Below are 16,853 nucleotides of genomic sequence, written 5' to 3' on the forward strand. Positions count from 1 at the left end.
TCAGATATGCCATTAACCCAAGAAGCCATTCAACATACGATCACTAATCACGTTGCGGTGGTGACGATGAACAACCCGCCAGCCAATACGTGGACAGCAGAGAGCCTCAAGGTACTGAAGTCGCTGATACTCACACTTAACAATGATAAGCAGGTCTACGCACTGGTTTTAACCGGCAGTGGAGAAAAATTTTTCTCTGCTGGTGCAGATCTCAAGCCATTTTCTGACGGTGACAAAGCGGTTGCGTTAGACATGGCGCGATGCTTTGGTGAAGCCTTTGAAACGCTCTCGGAATTCCGTGGTGTTTCCATTGCCGCCATTAATGGTTACGCCATGGGTGGAGGTTTAGAAGTGGCATTAGCTTGTGATATTCGAGTAGTTGAAGAGCAAGCGGTACTTGCTTTACCTGAAGCCAAAGTCGGACTTTTGCCCTGCGCTGGCGGTACCCAAAACCTCACAGCGTTAGTAGGGGAAGGCTGGGCAAAGCGTATCATTTTATGTGGAGAGCAAGTCAGCGCTTACAAAGCAAAAGAACTAGGCCTAGTTGAGGAGCTGGTTCCCAAAGGTGAAGCTTTAAGTAAAGCGCTGGAACTTGCTGAATCTGTTGCGAACCAGTCACCATCTTCTGTCGCCGCATGTAAGGCGCTCATTCAAAATATGCGCTCTGCGCCACTTAAGCACGGCTTCATGAAAGAGCGAGAGTTGTTTCTGAATCTCTTTGATACGGAAGATCAAGTTGAGGGTGTTCGCGCCTTTTTAGAAAAACGCCCACCGCAATGGAAAAACCGATAGGAGGCCACATGGCAGGGATGGTAACCATTAGTGAAATAGAGTGCTTAGATGGCGTGCACCGCATTGGTATCGCAACGTTAGAAAACACCGCTTCATTGAATGCATTGACGTATGACATGTTGGTCCAACTCAACGATCAGCTTATCAAGTGGCAAGATGATCCACATATGGCTTGTGTGGTACTGACTGGCGCTGGAGAAAAAGCATTCTGTGCTGGTGGTGATGTTCGAGCTATGTATCACGTCATGCATAACGAGAGTAAAGAAAAAATCGTAGAGTTCTGTACGAACTATTTCTCGTTGGAGTATGAGTGTGACTATCTCATCCACACTTACAACAAACCCATTATCGGTTGGGGAGAAGGTATTGTCATGGGCGGTGGGATGGGGCTTTTTATGGGAACCAGCCATAAAGTTGTGACAACAACATCACGCCTTGCTATGCCAGAAATCAATATCGGACTGTATCCTGATGTGGGAGGTACGTGGTTTTTAAGCCAGATAGATCCGCAAGTGGGCTTATTCCTCGGATTGACAGGTTCAATGGTAAATTCAAGTGACGCTGTCACTATTGGTTTGGCCGATTGGTTACTGTTGGAAGAGCAGTATCCCACCTTACTGGATGAGCTAAAGCGGCTCCAGTGGGGCAAAGAAGATGCGAAAGAGTTGGTAACTGCGCTACTACAATTAATGGAAGAACAGGTTATTGATAGCAAACCAACCACGCAAATTTGTCCATACTTAGATCAGATAGAGGAAGCGTGCAAAGGCTTTGATCTTAATGCGATAGCACAGCGAATCATGGCTATCGACGGGAACAGTCAGTGGATAGAAAACGCGAAACAAACGTTCGCATCGGGCAGTCCGATCACCGCGCATATTTGCTTTAGACAAGTGAAAGAGTACCACAGCTTACCGCTTGCAGATTGCTTCCGTTTAGAGTTGAGTTTGTCGGTTCGCAGTGCCTTATTAGGTGAGTTTAAAGAGGGCGTCCGTTCTCGGCTCATTGACCGGGATGGCGAGCCGAGCTGGATATTTAACAGTGTCAGTGAAGTCGATGAAGATGTTATCGATACTTTGTTTACCTCGCTTTGGTCAGATAACGAGCATCCGCTTGCTAATTTGGGTGAACAAACACTAGGTCAATAAGGAGAATGATCATGAGTACCATCGCATTTATCGGTTTAGGAAGGATGGGGCATCCTATGGCGCAAAACTTACTCGCGTCTGGATTTAACGTGCAAGTATTCGATGTCGATAGCGAAGCCGCAAAGCAACTAGTACCTTTTGGTGCGGTGGTGGCGAGCTCTATCGAAGAGGTAGTAGATGGTGCTAGCACAGTCATCACGATGCTACCAGCAGGGTCTCACGTTCGTTCCGTGTATCTTGGTGACTTACACGGTGGAGTAGGTGTCCTCAATCTTGTCTCGCCAAGTACCTTGATGATTGATTGTTCAACCATTGATCCGGACTCTGCGCGATTAGTCGCCAATGAAGCGGCAAATAAACGCGTGTTGTTTGTCGACGCGCCCGTTTCGGGGGGCGTTGCTGGCGCTAAAGCGGCGACATTAACCTTTATTGTTGGTGGTTCGGATCAAGCGTTTTCTAAAGCCAATGCGATTTTGCAGTATATGGGAAAAAATGTTTTCCATGCTGGCAAAGCAGGCGATGGTCAAATGGCAAAAATCTGTAACAACCTTATGCTCGGCATTTTAATGTCTGGTACGTGCGAGGCATTAAACCTAGGTATCGATCATGGACTCGATCCAAAAGTGCTATCAAACATCATGCTGCAAAGCTCTGGCCGAAATTGGGCATTGGAGCTTTACAATCCTTGCCCAGGCGTGATGGACAGTGCGCCAGCCAGTCACGATTACCAACCGGGCTTTATGAGCAAACTCATGCTAAAAGATCTCGGCTTGGGGTTAGATGCGGCGTTACAAACACATTCTTCGGTTCCGATGGGGTCGTTAGCGCGCAACTTATATTCTTTCCACAACGCGAGCGGCCACGGCGAGCTCGATTTCTCAAGCTTATTTGAGTTATACAAGAGTAAGAAAGGCTAGACCGAGTTTTGTGACAAACCAGCCCGAGATGGTGACGTAAAATGCGCATCATTTCGGCCAACTTAGACTGGTTGAGGTATAGAACATTACGAGCTATGGAGTGCACCAATATGGACATAAAAAGTAGTGTTATTGCCATTACAGGAGCAGGGCAGGGGCTTGGGCAAATGATGGCCATTACCCTTGCTCAAGCTGGCGCTGATTTAGCGTTATTGGATGTAAACGCCAGTGGCTTAATGGAAACACAAGAGCAGTGTCGAATGCTGAGTGCGAAAGCGTTGACATATCAAGTGGATGTCACCAACGAAATCGATGTTGAAACCACGTTTGAAGCGATTATCCAAGATTTTGGTCAACTCAATGGGTTAGTCAATAACGCTGGCGTGTTAAGAGATGGGTTACTTGTAAAAGCAAAAGATGGCGTGATCAGTAAGATGTCTTTAGATCAATTCAATTTGGTCATGAACGTTAACGTGACAGGAACATTTTTGTGTGGGCGTGAAGCTGCCGTCAAGATGATTGAGAGTGGCTCCCAAGGCGTTATCATCAATATTTCTAGTGTTGCGAGAGCAGGGAATATCGGACAAACCAATTATTCTGCGTCAAAAGCGGCGGTCGCGACCATGGCGACAACATGGGCCCGTGAGCTCGCAAGATACGGTATTCGCGCGGCGGCGGTTGCACCAGGTGTAGTTCATACCGCGATGGCAGAGCAAATGAAACCAGAAGCCATAGAGCGATTAGAAAAGATGATCCCAGTTGGCAGGATGGGCGAAACAAGCGAAATCGCGCATGCAGTAAAATACATTATTGAGAGTGATTACTTTACTGGCAGGGTTTTAGAAGTGGATGGCGGTATTCGTATGTAAGTGACCACTTAAATAAGGCTCTGATAGACCTGAATAATAAGTTTCTTTCCATTTCAACATTTTCTATGTTGTGGAGTGCTAATTCTGCGCAACCCAAATGTATTTACAACTTATGTTTGGATTTACCTTGAGAATGATTTCTCGCAATCCAATAAAGAGATGTAAATACCACTCAAATATTAAGTGAAATCATTAATTTGATGCTGATCACACTTTTGGTTTTTTAGTTTCCGCTTCTCATTAAGGCTATCTGCGTAAATGAAGTTGATAGTCAGTCTCATCAATTTTAAGTTTCAACTATTTGTTTTTAAATAATTAATTGTTGAAGCACGAGAAATTCGTGTTGAGGTTAATATTCGATTTAAAGTGTGTAACTTCCATTAATGGAAGGTTAGTTTCCAGTTGTGGCTAATGAGCTTTAACTTTTTACTCCTCATAATGCGCCAAATGTAACATAGTGTTTCAAAGTGTAACAACAAACTCACACTAAGAGTGTGGTTTTGATCTCCACTCAATTCCGTTTTGTTTCGCTCTGAGCCCGACGTTACTCATGCTCAACACATAAACATTCTAATGACTATAACAACTGGTTCTTGGCTTGATACCAATCGTATCGTAGCAAATAACGGTTCATTCTAGCTGGTTAAATGCTTGATGACGAAGTTGAAAAATTGTAAGTAGAATAACTACTTATCGAAGTTTTTTCTTGTTCTCATACATTACCTCTGCGCTATTTGTGAGCTTTTATTTACTTTGATTGGCATCTGCTTTGAAACCAGACAACCATCGAGAAAGTTAATGGAAGCCTCAAGATATAAACGCATCTTGTCGAGGGGAAGTTTGGCGTCCGTCATACTTATGCTCTCAGGATGTAATTCAGCTTTACTTGACCCCAAAGGTGCCATTGGTGTGCAAGAAAAAGAGTTAATTATTACTGCTCTTTTGCTGATGTTGATCGTTGTAATCCCTGTGATTTTAATGACGATTTACTTCGCTTACCGATACCGCGCCTCTAACACTGAAGAAGAGTACGCACCCGAGTGGTCACACTCGACCAAAATCGAAGTGGTGGTATGGACAATTCCAATCATCATCATTGCGATTCTTGCGACGATCACATGGCGTTCAACTCATGAACTAGAGCCATCCAAACCTTTGGAAAGTGATGTTAAACCAATGACCATCGAAGTGGTGTCACTCGATTGGAAATGGTTGTTCATATATCCAGAAGAAAACATTGCGACGGTGAACTATGTGGCGTTCCCGAAAGACGTGCCAGTGCAGTTCAAACTGACTTCGGACAACATCATGAACGCGTTTTTCATCCCTCGCTTAGGTACACAGATCTACGCGATGCCAGGAATGGTAACCAAGCTCAACCTGATAGCGAACCACGAAGGTGACTACAAGGGTTTTGCATCGAACTACAGCGGCGAAGGCTTTTCGCAAATGAAGTTCACAGCTTCAGCAATGTCTGATCGTGCTGCGTTCCTAAATTGGGTGCAGAAAGTGAAGGCGAGCCCTGATCGTATTGAAGATTGGGAGCAATACAGCTCACTGGCAGCGCCAAGTATCGCAGAGCCAGTCACTTTGTTCTCTAGCGTTCCTCCGTTCTTGTTCACCGACGTTGTGACTCAGCATCCTGGTTCAATGAACTGTTTGCCTGAAAACCAAGGATAATCGTAATGTTTGGAAGATTAACTCTTGATTCAGTTCCATTCCACGAACCTATTATCGTCATCACCCTAGCGGTTGTGGCGCTGGTTGGTTTAGCCGTAGTTTACGCGGTGACCAAAGCCGGAAAGTGGCAATATTTGTGGAATGAATGGTTTACTTCAGTAGACCATAAAAAACTTGGCTTCATGTACATCGCAGTAGCGATGGTGATGCTTGTTCGTGGTTTTGCTGACGCAGTCATGATGCGTAGTCAGCAACTCCTTTCTTCTGCGGGTGAAGCAGGTTACTTGCCACCGCATCACTACGATCAAATTTTTACTGCCCACGGCGTGATCATGATCTTTTTTGTAGCGATGCCATTGGTCATTGGTTTGATGAACATCATCGTGCCATTGCAGATTGGTGCACGTGACGTGGCTTTCCCGTATCTGAATAACTTGAGCTTCTGGCTGTTTGTTGTTGGTGTCATCCTAACAAACATGTCTCTCGGCTTAGGTGAATTTGGTCGTACAGGTTGGCTAGCGTATCCGCCGCTTTCAGGTATTGAGGCAAGCCCAGGAGTCGGGGTCGACTATTGGATTTGGGCGCTGCAGATATCAGGTGTTGGTACGACGTTAACAGGCGTGAACTTCTTCGCGACCATTTTGCGTATGCGTACACCGTCTATGCCAATGATGAAGATGCCAGTTTTCACTTGGGCGTCTCTGTGTGCAAACATTTTGATCATCATTTCATTCCCAATCCTAACGGTGACTATCGCTCTGCTTACGCTGGATAGATACCTAGGCATGCACTTCTTTACCAATGATCTTGGCGGCAACGTAATGATGTACGTCAACCTGATTTGGGCTTGGGGTCACCCAGAAGTGTACATTTTGATCTTGCCAATTTTTGGTGTGTTCTCAGAAGTCACCGCAACCTTCTCACGTAAAAAGTTGTTCGGTTACACATCGCTAGTTTGGGCTACCGTAGTTATCACGATTCTTGCCTTTGTTGTTTGGCTACACCACTTCTTTACGATGGGGTCTGGCGCGAACGTAAATGCCTTCTTCGGTATTGCCACGATGATCATTTCTATCCCAACAGGGGTGAAGATCTTCAACTGGCTATTCACCATGTACAAAGGCCGCATCCGCTTTACGACGCCAATGATGTGGACGGTGGGTTTCCTGATCACCTTTACTGTTGGTGGTATGACGGGCGTACTAATGGCTGTTCCGGGTGCAGATTTCGTTCTGCATAACTCAGTATTCCTTATCGCTCACTTCCACAACGTTATCATCGGTGGTGTGGTGTTTGGATGTTTCGCTGCGATCACTTACTGGTTCCCGAAAGCGACCGGTTTCACCATGAATGAAACTTGGGGCAAACGTGCGTTCTATCTTTGGATTATTGGTTTCTTAATGGCGTTCCTACCGCTTTATGCGCTGGGCTTTATGGGGATGACTCGTCGTTTAAGCCAAGACATCAACCCAGAATACTTCCCACTGTTGTCGATTGCCGCAGCAGGTACGGTTGTGATTGCGCTGGGCGTATTGTCTCAGTTCATCCAAATTTACGTGAGTATCCGTGACCGCGAGCAAAATCGTGATTTAACTGGTGACCCGTGGGGTGGACGTACTCTTGAGTGGGCAACATCGTCTCCACCGCCGTTCTACAACTTTGCGCACCTACCAAAAGGTGATGTGCTGGATGCCTTCTGGTACCAGAAACAAAGTGGCGAGTTCGATCCAACTAAAGAAGTGGAATACGAACGTATTCATATGCCAAAAAACACGGCAACAGGCATCTACGTGTCGGCTTGGTCGCTCCTATTTGGCTTCGGCATGATTTGGTACATCTGGTGGCTAGCGGCGGCAAGTTTGGTCGGTATTATCGTGACGTGTATTCAGCATAGCTATAACGATGATGTGGATTACTACGTGGAAGTTGAAGAGATCAAAGCAATTGAGGCCGAACGTCGAGCTCAGCTTGAAGAAGCGAAGAAAAACTCAGTGAAAGACAGCGAAAGTAAAGATGATCTGGAGGTGACGTATGCAAACTAATATCGCAGCACATCACGACCATGATCACCACCATGACACGAATGGCAACAAGCTATTTGGCTTCTGGGTTTACCTGATGAGTGACTGTGTACTGTTTGCGACCTTGTTCGCGACATACGCTGTGCTGTCGAGCAATTCAATTGCGGGCCCAACAGGTAAAGACATTTTTGAACTCCCATTCGTGTTTGTCGAAACCATGCTGCTTCTGTTTAGCAGTATCACATTTGGTTTTGGCATTATCGCGATGAAGCGCAACAACGTTGCTGGTCTCAAACGTTGGATGTTAGTCACGTTCGCGCTTGGTCTTGGCTTTATCTGTATGGAGGTCTATGAGTTCCATCACCTGATTGAAGAAGGCTATGGGCCACAAACAAGTGCATTCCTATCGGCATTCTTTACGTTGGTTGGTACGCACGGCCTGCACGTAACCTTTGGTCTGATTTGGTTAGCGGTAGCGTATCATCAACTGTCGACGAAAGGTCTGAACGACAATATGGCAATGCGCTTTAACTGCTTAAGCCTATTCTGGCACTTTCTAGATATCGTTTGGATTTGTGTCTTTACCATCGTTTACTTACTGGGGGTAATGTAATGGATCAACATGTAGAAACCAGTTCGTCAGATTACGTGAAAGGCTTTATTGCCTCACTGATTCTGACGGTAATTCCGTTCTACTTTGTTTGGACGAAATCATTACCAGATACAACGACCTATGCGATTCTATTTGGATGTGCATTAGTGCAGATATTTGTTCACTTTAAATACTTCTTGCACATGGAAACAAAAACATCCGACGGACGTTGGAACCTTGTATCACTGATGTTTACCGCCATTGTTGTACTTATCCTTATCGCTGGCTCGGTATGGATCATCTACAACATGAACGTCAACATGAAGTTGTAGGTCAAGGTATGCTGAAAAGTTATTTGTCTATCACTAAACCGGGCATTATTTTCGGCAACCTGATTTCTGTTGCGGCGGGGTTCTTCCTCGCCGCAAAAACAGAACCAGCCAGTCTAATGCTGTTCGTTACGACGTTAGTTGGTGTTGGGTTAGTCATCGCTTCAGGTTGTGTGGTGAATAATATTTTCGATCGTGATATCGACCAAAAGATGGCACGTACACGAAATCGTGAAACAGTGAAAGGCAACATCAATATCGATATTGCGTTTGTTTATGCACTTGCTTTATTGCTGGTAGGAACCGCACTGTTATTTATCCGAGTGAACCCACTATCCGCTGTCGTCGTGTTGCTTGGCTACGTGTATTACGTGTTCTTTTACACGATGTGGTACAAACGTAACTCGGTGTATGGAACCTTAGTGGGAAGTATCTCAGGCGCAGTTCCGCCATTGGTGGGTTACTTAGCGGTAACAAACTTCATTAGCTTGGAAGCGATTTTACTCTTTACCATGTTCTGTCTCTGGCAAATGCCGCACTCGTATGCCATTGCCATGTTCCGCATGCAAGACTACCGAGAAGCCGGGATTCCCGTATTGCCAGTTAAAGAGGGCATTCATAAAGCTCATCGACACATGAAAGCGTATGTCGTGGCGTTTGGAGCAGCATCATTGGGGTTATTTTTACTAGGTGAAGCCGGGTATGAATACTTAGCGGTTGCAGCGGTTGTTTGCTTTATGTGGACGAAAGTGACCTTTCGCAGCATTGATGACAACAACTATATCGCTTGGTCAAAGTCGGTGTTTAAAGTCTCACTGCTAGTGGTGATGGGGATCAGTGGTGTGCTTGGTGTCGAGTTGATTCCTCTAGCTCTGTAACAACCAAACCTAAGCGTTTGCTAAGCGCCAATATCTTTTGCTGCTGAATGCATGAATGGCCTTACCTAGAAGTAAGGTCATTTAACTTTCTATTGTTCTTTATTTTCCCTGTTTTTCCTGCTCCTCCTCTAGCTTCACTATCACGTATTCATATCTAAAAGCAAAAACAACCAGTGTGTAAAACATAGTGAAGCACGTTTTCGCTGACGCGTAATAATGCCAAGAGATAGTGACTATTAAGCTAAAAAGTATAAACAGCGCAATAACTCTATTTGCCATATGAAAATTCAATATCGATAGTTTGTAATGTAAACATTTGGGGAGAGTGCTAGTTCCCATAGCAGCATACAAACTAACAATGTGAATGTTTGAGTTGAATCACCAGCTAGCGAAATACAAAAGTTTTACGACTGAAAGTGGGTGAGGAAGCACCTTAGCTCCAGTGAAATGAACACGATTAAGAATCATCCTTTTACATAATCTAAAAACTCACCAAACCTTAACCCAGATTAAAGTTTTGTCGTCTCCGAGGCATTAAGGTGCGCCTGTAGTTAGCAGGTCTCAAGGATTCAGAGAAGGAACAGCCATACATCGTGTATCGCTGTTCCTTTTTCGTTCTTGTTTACTTGCGAAAAGATAAAACATAAAGACAACTTTAAGAGGACTGGTTTTGAGCATTTTGTTTTCCGAAGCCCGAATTGGCAACATGACCCTAAAGAACCGTTTTGTGAGAAGCGCAACGTGGGAGAACATGGCGACCGAAGATGGTCACATGACGGTAAAGCTTTACGATATTTACGAAACGCTTGCGAAAGGGGAAGTTGGGCTTATTGTTACGGGTTATGCCAATATCGTTGAAGAAGAGAAACCCAACGCAGGTATGATGGGGATCTACAACGACTCTTTTATTGAAGAATACAAAAAGCTAACAGAGCTAGTACATCAACAAGATTCTAAAATCGTGATGCAAATTGCTTACGGTGGCACCAAAACCACCCATAACGTCGGTGAGCGTGTCATCTTCGCTCCGAGTGACGTGCCTGAGCGTGGTACAAATACGCAAGGCAAAGCGATGACAAAGGACGAAATAGACTACATCGTAAAGGCATTCGCATTGGCGAGTAAACGTGCTCAAGACGCTGGTTTTGACGGCGTAGAGATTCATGCGGCGCACACTTATTTAATTAACCAGTTTTTAAGCCCGTACTATAATCGTCGCGAAGACGAATATGGTGGTGACTTAGAAAATCGCATGCGCTTTCTTTTAGAAATTTATTCTGAAACCAGAAAGCTGGTTGGAAGCGAATTTCCCATCCTCGTTAAACTGACGGCAACAGAGTTCTTTGACGGCGGTTTAACGTTCAACGAAACTCGCGTCGTCTGCAAGAAACTTGAAGAAATAGGCGTTGATGCGATCATCGTATCTGGCAATGTTCACGGCAAAGCAAACGAACTTGTTGGTCAAACGTTCGATGGTTACACACTACAAGAAGAAGGTTACTTTCACGAATATGGTCACGTGATCAGTCAGGACGTTAGCATACCGGTGATTACTGTCGGCGGGCTGAGCGACATTGATGCGATTGAGAAAATTGCAGAAAACACAGGTATCCAATTTTTTGCTGTGTCACGCCCTTTATTGGCTGAGCCACAGTTGATCAAACGTTGGAAAGAAGGCAATCGCGCACCAGTAGATTGTGAACGTTGCTCAAAGTGTCGTACCAAGCGTGGTAACTTTTGCGTGGTGTATAAGAACCGAAATCGTCGCAAAAAATAGAACGAAGCGAATACACAAATACAAATTAGCCTCCACTCTGAATATGGAGGCTTTTAATTATCCGCATGTTAATCGAACCATTATTTATCTTCTTTTTGATAGTTTAAATAATGCACACAAAGATCGTGAAATGCTTTAGCTTGAGGCGAGATCGTGCGATCGGTTAACGTAAATATACCAATTTGCCTTTCAAGTGGTGGATCGATAAGCGGAATCCAAACCAAGCGTGTTTCATTGGTTGGGAAAGCAAGCTTCGGTAGGGTCGTGACACCAATCCCAAGTTCTAAGACAGAAAACAGTGAAGTAATATTTTCGACCGAATAGAGCGCTTGCTGACTCAGAGCTCTTGCTGGGGTTGGATCGAGAAGTGTACAAGTGCCGTTACGGATAAAGGGTTGTTCCAACAAAGTTTGCCACTCGATTCCTTCTGGATGACTTGCAATAGGGTTGTCCTTTAAACACACCACGCCTATTGGATCGGCTAACAGCGGCGTAAAGTCAATGCCGCCCTCATCGAGGTGAGAGGGGTTACCGAGCGCCAAGTCGACTTCACCGGAGAGTAAGCGAGCCTCGACGCCCGCCGCGTTATCATCGATCAAGCTTACTTCTACATTTGGATACTGCTCGCAAAAGGCACCCAACACGCTAGGGATGAGTTTCGCTGCAACAGAAGGAACGCTCGCAATTCGCACTCTCCCTTGCTGTCCGGCCGCGGCAGCTTTGAGATCGTTGTCCAGCGCACTGTAGATATTGAGAAACTGAACCACCTTGGGCAGACAAATTTCACCAAACGGGGTCAATTTGGTTTTGTTTCCGGGTTCAAACAGCGTTTGCCCTAGAATTTTTTCAAGCTCTTTTATCGATGTTGACAGTGCCGCCTGAGAACGATTTGCACGATGTGAAGCGGCTCGAAAGCCTCCTTCCTCGACTACCATCACAAAATGCATTAATTGTTGAAGCTTAATACTCATCCCTAATGCCTCTTAATCCCTTTATTTACGTTATTTTAAACAGAGTGATAAGTTTAATTTATCAAATGTCAAAAATTTACCGTTAGATTTATCGCCTGTCAATGTGCATCATTTAACCATATTGAAACAAAGCTGTTACAAAGGTTGAAAGGCACGTGAATACTCCTACTAAAAAACACCCAGTTAAAACCAGTCTATTTGCTTCTAAAGCGCCGCTTGAATGGGCGATAGTCAACAACGGAACCCTGTATACGGCTCAAATTCCTATTGATGACACAGGCGCGGTTGTGGAAGGCGGTATCGAAGCACAAACACGTCAAACCTTTAACAATCTCATTCACACCCTGGAGTGTGCAGGGGAGTCTTTGGACTCGGTGTTGCAGGTCCTGATTTATGTGACTGACAGAGAATACTTAAAGACCGTTAACCAAGTGTACGCGGAATATTTTGAAGCGCCGTACCCAAATCGCGCCGCCATGGTGGTTGCAGGGTTAGCGCGAGAAGAGATGTTGGTGGAGTTTGTTGTCTACGCGTCGGCAAGCCAACCAGAATAAATCCAACGAGAATAATTAGAGATCAGTGAGTGAGTGGCTTGCCATCACAAATCGGAATAACAAGGAAAGAACCATGACTTTTATTAACAATGTTCAAGCAGAAAAATCCCTCTATATAGCAGGTGAATGGCAATCGGGCATGGACACCATCGCCAATATTAACCCTTCTGATATCAGCGAAAACATTGGCGATTTCGCACAAGCGAGTGTGTCGCAAGTAGAGCAAGCGATTCAAGCGGCTAAATCAGCGCAGCCAGAGTGGGAAAAAACACCAATCGAGCGCAAGCAAGCAGTGCTACAAGCGATTGGTGATGAGCTCATTGCACGATGTGACGAATTGGGCACCTTGCTTTCGCGTGAAGAAGGTAAGCCATTTGCTGAAGGTCGAGGTGAGATTTACCGTGCTGGCCAATTCTTCCAATACTTTGCTGCTGAGGTTCTGCGTCAAATTGGCGATAGCGCTGCTTCCGTCCGTCCAGGTGTCTCCGTTGAAGTTACTCGCGAAGCCGTCGGCGTTATCGCCATTATCTCTCCTTGGAACTTCCCAACAGCAACAGCGGCTTGGAAAATCGCGCCAGCACTTGCGTTTGGCAACAGCGTCGTCTGGAAGCCTGCCAACCTAACCCCAGCAAGTGCCGTTGCGCTGACAGAGATTATCCATCGCCAAGGTTTACCTGCCGGCACGTTTAACCTCGTTTTGGGTAGCGGTTCGCAAGTCGGTAATACCCTTATTAATTCGAAGGAAGTGAACGGCGTGAGCTTCACTGGTTCTGTGGGCACTGGCCGTAAAGTTGCAGCGGCAACGGCACCAAATTTTGTGCGTTGTCAGCTAGAGATGGGTAGCAAAAATGCGCTCGTAGTGGCAGATGATGCAGACATTCAGATTGCTGTCGAAGCGACAATCGCAGGCTCATTCTCGGGTGCAGGTCAAAAGTGCACCGCGTCTTCTCGTCTTGTGGTTATGGACGGAATTCACGACGCGTATGTTGAGGCGCTAATCAAACGCATGAGCGAACTTAAAGTGGGTCACGCTCTAGAAGAGGGCGTATTCATGGGCCCTGTTGTTGATGGTAACCAGCTGAATGCGAACTTTGAGTGGATCGAAAACGCACGCCAAGCAGGCGCGGAGCTGGCTTTCGGTGGTGAGCGTCTGAGCCTAGAGCATGACGGTTACTACATGTCACCAACTCTGTTTTTAAATACACAGAATGGCTGGGAAGTGAACCAAGAAGAAGTCTTTGCGCCAATGGCGAGCGTGATTCGCGTTTCTGATCTGGATGAGGCAATTGCAGTCGCGAACGATACGCGCTTTGGCCTGACAGGCGGCATTATCACGCAAAGCTTGCGCAATAGCGCGATCTTCAAACAGCAAGTCCAAACGGGCTGCGTCATGGTTAACTTGCCAACTGCGGGTACAGATTATCACGTTCCATTTGGTGGTCGTAAAGAATCTAGCTTTGGTCCTCGTGAGCAAGGTCAGTACGCCAAAGAGTTCTACACCGTAGTGAAAACCGCTTATCAGCGTCCTTACTAAGATCGGCAGGGTAACTGATGGTGTCAGTTGCCCGCACGAAAAGGCTAAGAAATTGTTTAAGGAGTGGTTATGTACCAACAACGGATTGTGATTGACGGATTGCAGTACTGCAATTGGGATCGAGAGTATTTCCAAACGCTTAAGGCGAGTGGCATTACCGCCGTTCATGCCACCATCGTCTACCACGAAACTGCGCGCGAAACCTTAACGCGTTTTGCTGAATGGAACTTGCGCTTCGAGCAAAATGCGGACCTCATCATGCCTATTTATTCAATGGCAGATGTAGAAAAAGCCAAAGCAGAAGGCAAAGTCGGCATCTTCTTCGGCGCGCAAAATTGCTCACCTATCGATGATGAAATTGGCCTGATTGAAGTGATGCGCCGTCAAGGTCTGCTGATCATGCAACTGACCTACAACAACCAAAGCTTACTGGCGACAGGTTGTTACGAACAAAACGATTCCGGCGTAACTCGCTTTGGTAAACAAGCGATTGAAGAGATGAACCGAGTCGGGATGATCATTGATATGTCCCACAGCGCGGAGCGTTCGACGTTGGAAGCTATCGAGCTCTCTTCGCGTCCAATTTGTATCAGCCATGCTAACCCGACGTTTGCGCATGACGCACTGCGCAACAAGTCCAACACCGTGATCAAAGCACTGACGGAGCGCGGTGGTTTGATTGGATTCAGTTTATATCCATTCCATTTGCCAAATGGCAGCCAGTGCACGCTGGATGATTTCTGCCAGATGGTAGCGAAAACCGCAGACATGTTTGGCGTCGACCATTTAGGCATCGGTAGTGATCTGTGCTTAAACCAACCGCAACAAGTATTGGAATGGATGCGCAACGGGCGTTGGTCAAAAGCGATGGATTACGGTGAAGGTTCAGCAAGTAACTCAGGATGGCCAGATGCGCTGCCATGGTTCTGCGGCAGCGCAGGGATGGAGAACATCTACAACGGATTAATGGGTCACGGATTCAGTGAATCTGAGGCAGGAAAAATATTGGGTGAAAACTGGTTCAACTTCCTTAAAGAAGGATTAGAGCCTATTTCATAGCATTCCCCAAAGTAGGAACCGCCTGCCCACATAATAACAATACGGCAGGCGTAAAACTCACATTTGTAGCCAGTCTTTGGCTGCTGCAAAGAACCTCTGGAGCCAGAGTATGTCTGATTTAACCAATAGCATGAAAGCTTCCACGATGAGCGTGTCATCGGGCAAGTCGAAAGCAAAACACAACACATCAACAACAGAAAACACGACGAACAAATTAGGACTGAATAACCCGGCCTTTTGGTATAGCGGTGGTTTCATCGCGTTGTTCGTTGCTATTGCACTTTATGACGGCGAGCTGTTATCTACGATCGTTAACGCTGGCTTTGGCTGGGCAGTTCAGGTGTTTGGTCCATACTGGCAGTTACTGCTGCTTCTCACTTTTCTTATTGGTCTTGGCTTGGCTGCAGGGCGAACAGGCAAGGTGATGTTGGGCGGGATTGCAAAACCAGAAATGGATTCTTTCCGCTGGATGGCGATTATTTTCTGTACCTTATTGGCTGGTGGTGGCGTTTTCTGGGCCGCGGCTGAGCCTATCGCGCATTATGTTAGCCCACCTCCTTTGTACGGCGCGCAAGATAACCCGCAGCAAGGTGCGGTGAATGCGTTGTCGCAATCCTTTATGCACTGGGGCTTTCTAGCTTGGGCGATTGTAGGTAGCTTAACTTCCATCGTGGTGATGCACCTACATTACGACAAAGGTTTACCGCTAAAACCCCGTATTTTGCTTTACCCAGTCTTGGGCGAACGAGCACTTAAAGGCCAACTCGGTGCATTGATTGACGCGTGCTGCATTATCGCGGTAGCCGCAGGCACCATCGGGCCAATTGGGTTTCTAGGCTTGCAGGTTAGCTACGCGTTAAATGCGTTGTTTGATATCCCTGATGGCTTTACCACTCAGCTTATCATCATCTTGTTTGCGATTGCGCTTTACACCTTGTCAGCACTCAGTGGATTAAGCCGAGGCATGCAACTGCTTAGTCGTTACAACGTGATTCTGGCAATGGCATTGATGGTTTACATCCTGTTTTTTGGTCCGACGAATTTTATCTTTAACGGATACATTCAAGGTGTAGGAAGCATGTTGGATAACTTTATCCCAATGGCGACTTATCGCGGTGACGAAGGTTGGCTAAGTTGGTGGACAGTATTTTTCTGGGGCTGGTTCCTGGGTTATGGTCCGATGATGGCAATCTTTATTGCGCGTATTTCCCGTGGTCGAACTATTCGCCAAGTTATTTCCACCATCAGTATTGTGGCTCCGTTAACCACCTGTTTTTGGTTCACGATTGTGGGCGGCTCAGGCCTTGCGTTTGAAATTGCTGAACCGGGTAGCGTGAGTGCGGCGTTTGAGGGCTTTAACTTGCCAGGTGCTTTGCTTGCAGTGACTCAGCAACTACCAATGCCAATGCTGACTTCAATTCTATTTCTGATTTTAACCACGATCTTCATCGTCACGACGGGCGACTCAATGACCTACACAATCAGTGTCGTGATCAGTGGTGAAACGGAGCCGAATGCGATCATCCGTACCTTCTGGGGAGTAATGATGGGTGTGACGGCATTGATCCTAATTTCCCTTGGCTCTGGCGGCATCTCTGCTCTGCAATCTTTCATTGTTATTACCGCGGTTCCGGTTTCGTTGATTCTGTTACCGTCACTTTGGAATGCGCCACAAATTGCAATCAAAATGGCGAAAGAGCAAGGGCTATAACAATTATCCAATTCAAACAAC

The 16,853-nt window shown here is 46.1% G+C and carries 15 protein-coding genes; 14 read left to right on the plus strand and 1 reads right to left on the minus strand.

Annotation, left to right across the window (positions count from 1 at the left end):
• Positions 1-6 precede the first annotated feature (6 nt).
• The 10 genes from R7E47_RS03660 to R7E47_RS03705 all read left to right on the plus strand — a co-directional run bounded on the left by R7E47_RS03660 (position 7) and on the right by R7E47_RS03705 (position 11,003).
• Positions 7-792 (plus strand): enoyl-CoA hydratase, encoded by a 786-nt coding sequence (locus tag R7E47_RS03660; RefSeq protein WP_318083763.1) that lies wholly within the window; start codon positions 7-9, stop codon positions 790-792.
• Between the two features lie 8 nt (positions 793-800).
• Positions 801-1,940: an enoyl-CoA hydratase/isomerase family protein gene (locus R7E47_RS03665; RefSeq protein ID WP_017821198.1), complete on the plus strand. Its 1,140-nt coding sequence runs from the start codon at positions 801-803 to the stop codon at positions 1,938-1,940.
• Between the two features lie 11 nt (positions 1,941-1,951).
• Complete coding sequence (mmsB, locus tag R7E47_RS03670; protein ID WP_005375775.1) at positions 1,952-2,857, plus strand: 3-hydroxyisobutyrate dehydrogenase; 906 nt, start codon at positions 1,952-1,954, stop codon at positions 2,855-2,857.
• A 110-nt stretch (positions 2,858-2,967) separates the two neighbouring features.
• Entirely contained in the window at positions 2,968-3,726 is a 759-nt protein-coding gene (locus R7E47_RS03675; protein WP_005375778.1) for an SDR family oxidoreductase, read from the plus strand.
• Between the two features lie 798 nt (positions 3,727-4,524).
• Positions 4,525-5,406: a ubiquinol oxidase subunit II gene (gene cyoA / locus R7E47_RS03680; protein WP_005388604.1), complete on the plus strand. Its 882-nt coding sequence runs from the start codon at positions 4,525-4,527 to the stop codon at positions 5,404-5,406.
• A gap of 5 nt (positions 5,407-5,411) precedes the next feature.
• A complete protein-coding gene (gene cyoB, locus R7E47_RS03685) occupies positions 5,412-7,448 on the plus strand; it encodes a cytochrome o ubiquinol oxidase subunit I (RefSeq protein ID WP_005375781.1) in 2,037 nt (678 codons plus the stop codon).
• Positions 7,438-8,040, plus strand: coding sequence for a cytochrome o ubiquinol oxidase subunit III (cyoC, locus tag R7E47_RS03690; RefSeq protein ID WP_005375782.1), 603 nt, complete (start codon positions 7,438-7,440; stop codon positions 8,038-8,040). Before cyoB ends, cyoC begins: the two co-directional genes overlap by 11 nt.
• Positions 8,040-8,351 (plus strand): cytochrome o ubiquinol oxidase subunit IV, encoded by a 312-nt coding sequence (cyoD, locus tag R7E47_RS03695; protein ID WP_005375783.1) that lies wholly within the window; start codon positions 8,040-8,042, stop codon positions 8,349-8,351. The genes cyoC and cyoD overlap by 1 nt, the downstream gene beginning before the upstream one ends.
• The gene (cyoE, locus tag R7E47_RS03700; protein ID WP_033906955.1) at positions 8,312-9,226 is read left to right on the plus strand and encodes a heme o synthase; all 915 of its coding nucleotides are present in this window, start codon (positions 8,312-8,314) and stop codon (positions 9,224-9,226) included. Before cyoD ends, cyoE begins: the two co-directional genes overlap by 40 nt.
• A gap of 670 nt (positions 9,227-9,896) precedes the next feature.
• Complete coding sequence (locus tag R7E47_RS03705) at positions 9,897-11,003, plus strand: NADH:flavin oxidoreductase (protein ID WP_062730958.1); 1,107 nt, start codon at positions 9,897-9,899, stop codon at positions 11,001-11,003.
• Between the two features lie 80 nt (positions 11,004-11,083).
• Here R7E47_RS03705 and R7E47_RS03710 read toward each other — a convergent pair whose 3' ends face one another.
• Positions 11,084-11,974 carry a LysR family transcriptional regulator gene (locus R7E47_RS03710; RefSeq protein ID WP_005375788.1) on the minus strand — a complete coding sequence of 297 codons (891 nt, stop codon included), beginning with the start codon at positions 11,972-11,974 and terminating at the stop codon, positions 11,084-11,086.
• Positions 11,975-12,129: 155 nt separating this feature from the next.
• On the opposite strand from R7E47_RS03710, the gene R7E47_RS03715 reads away from it, so the two are divergent.
• The 4 genes from R7E47_RS03715 (at position 12,130) to R7E47_RS03730 (ending at position 16,832) form a co-directional block, all read left to right on the plus strand.
• Positions 12,130-12,528, plus strand: a complete 399-nt coding sequence (locus tag R7E47_RS03715; protein ID WP_005375789.1) for a RidA family protein — start codon at positions 12,130-12,132, stop codon at positions 12,526-12,528.
• Between the two features lie 73 nt (positions 12,529-12,601).
• Entirely contained in the window at positions 12,602-14,062 is a 1,461-nt protein-coding gene (locus tag R7E47_RS03720) for an aldehyde dehydrogenase family protein (protein ID WP_318083765.1), read from the plus strand.
• 69 nt (positions 14,063-14,131) lie between these two features.
• Entirely contained in the window at positions 14,132-15,121 is a 990-nt protein-coding gene (locus R7E47_RS03725) for a membrane dipeptidase (RefSeq protein WP_053303711.1), read from the plus strand.
• A gap of 109 nt (positions 15,122-15,230) precedes the next feature.
• Positions 15,231-16,832 (plus strand): BCCT family transporter, encoded by a 1,602-nt coding sequence (locus R7E47_RS03730; RefSeq protein ID WP_104976558.1) that lies wholly within the window; start codon positions 15,231-15,233, stop codon positions 16,830-16,832.
• The last annotated feature ends 21 nt before the right edge of the window (positions 16,833-16,853 follow it).

The sequence above is a fragment of the Vibrio sp. Vb1026 genome (assembly GCF_033338745.1).
In the GTDB taxonomy this organism is placed as follows: domain Bacteria; phylum Pseudomonadota; class Gammaproteobacteria; order Enterobacterales; family Vibrionaceae; genus Vibrio; species Vibrio alginolyticus.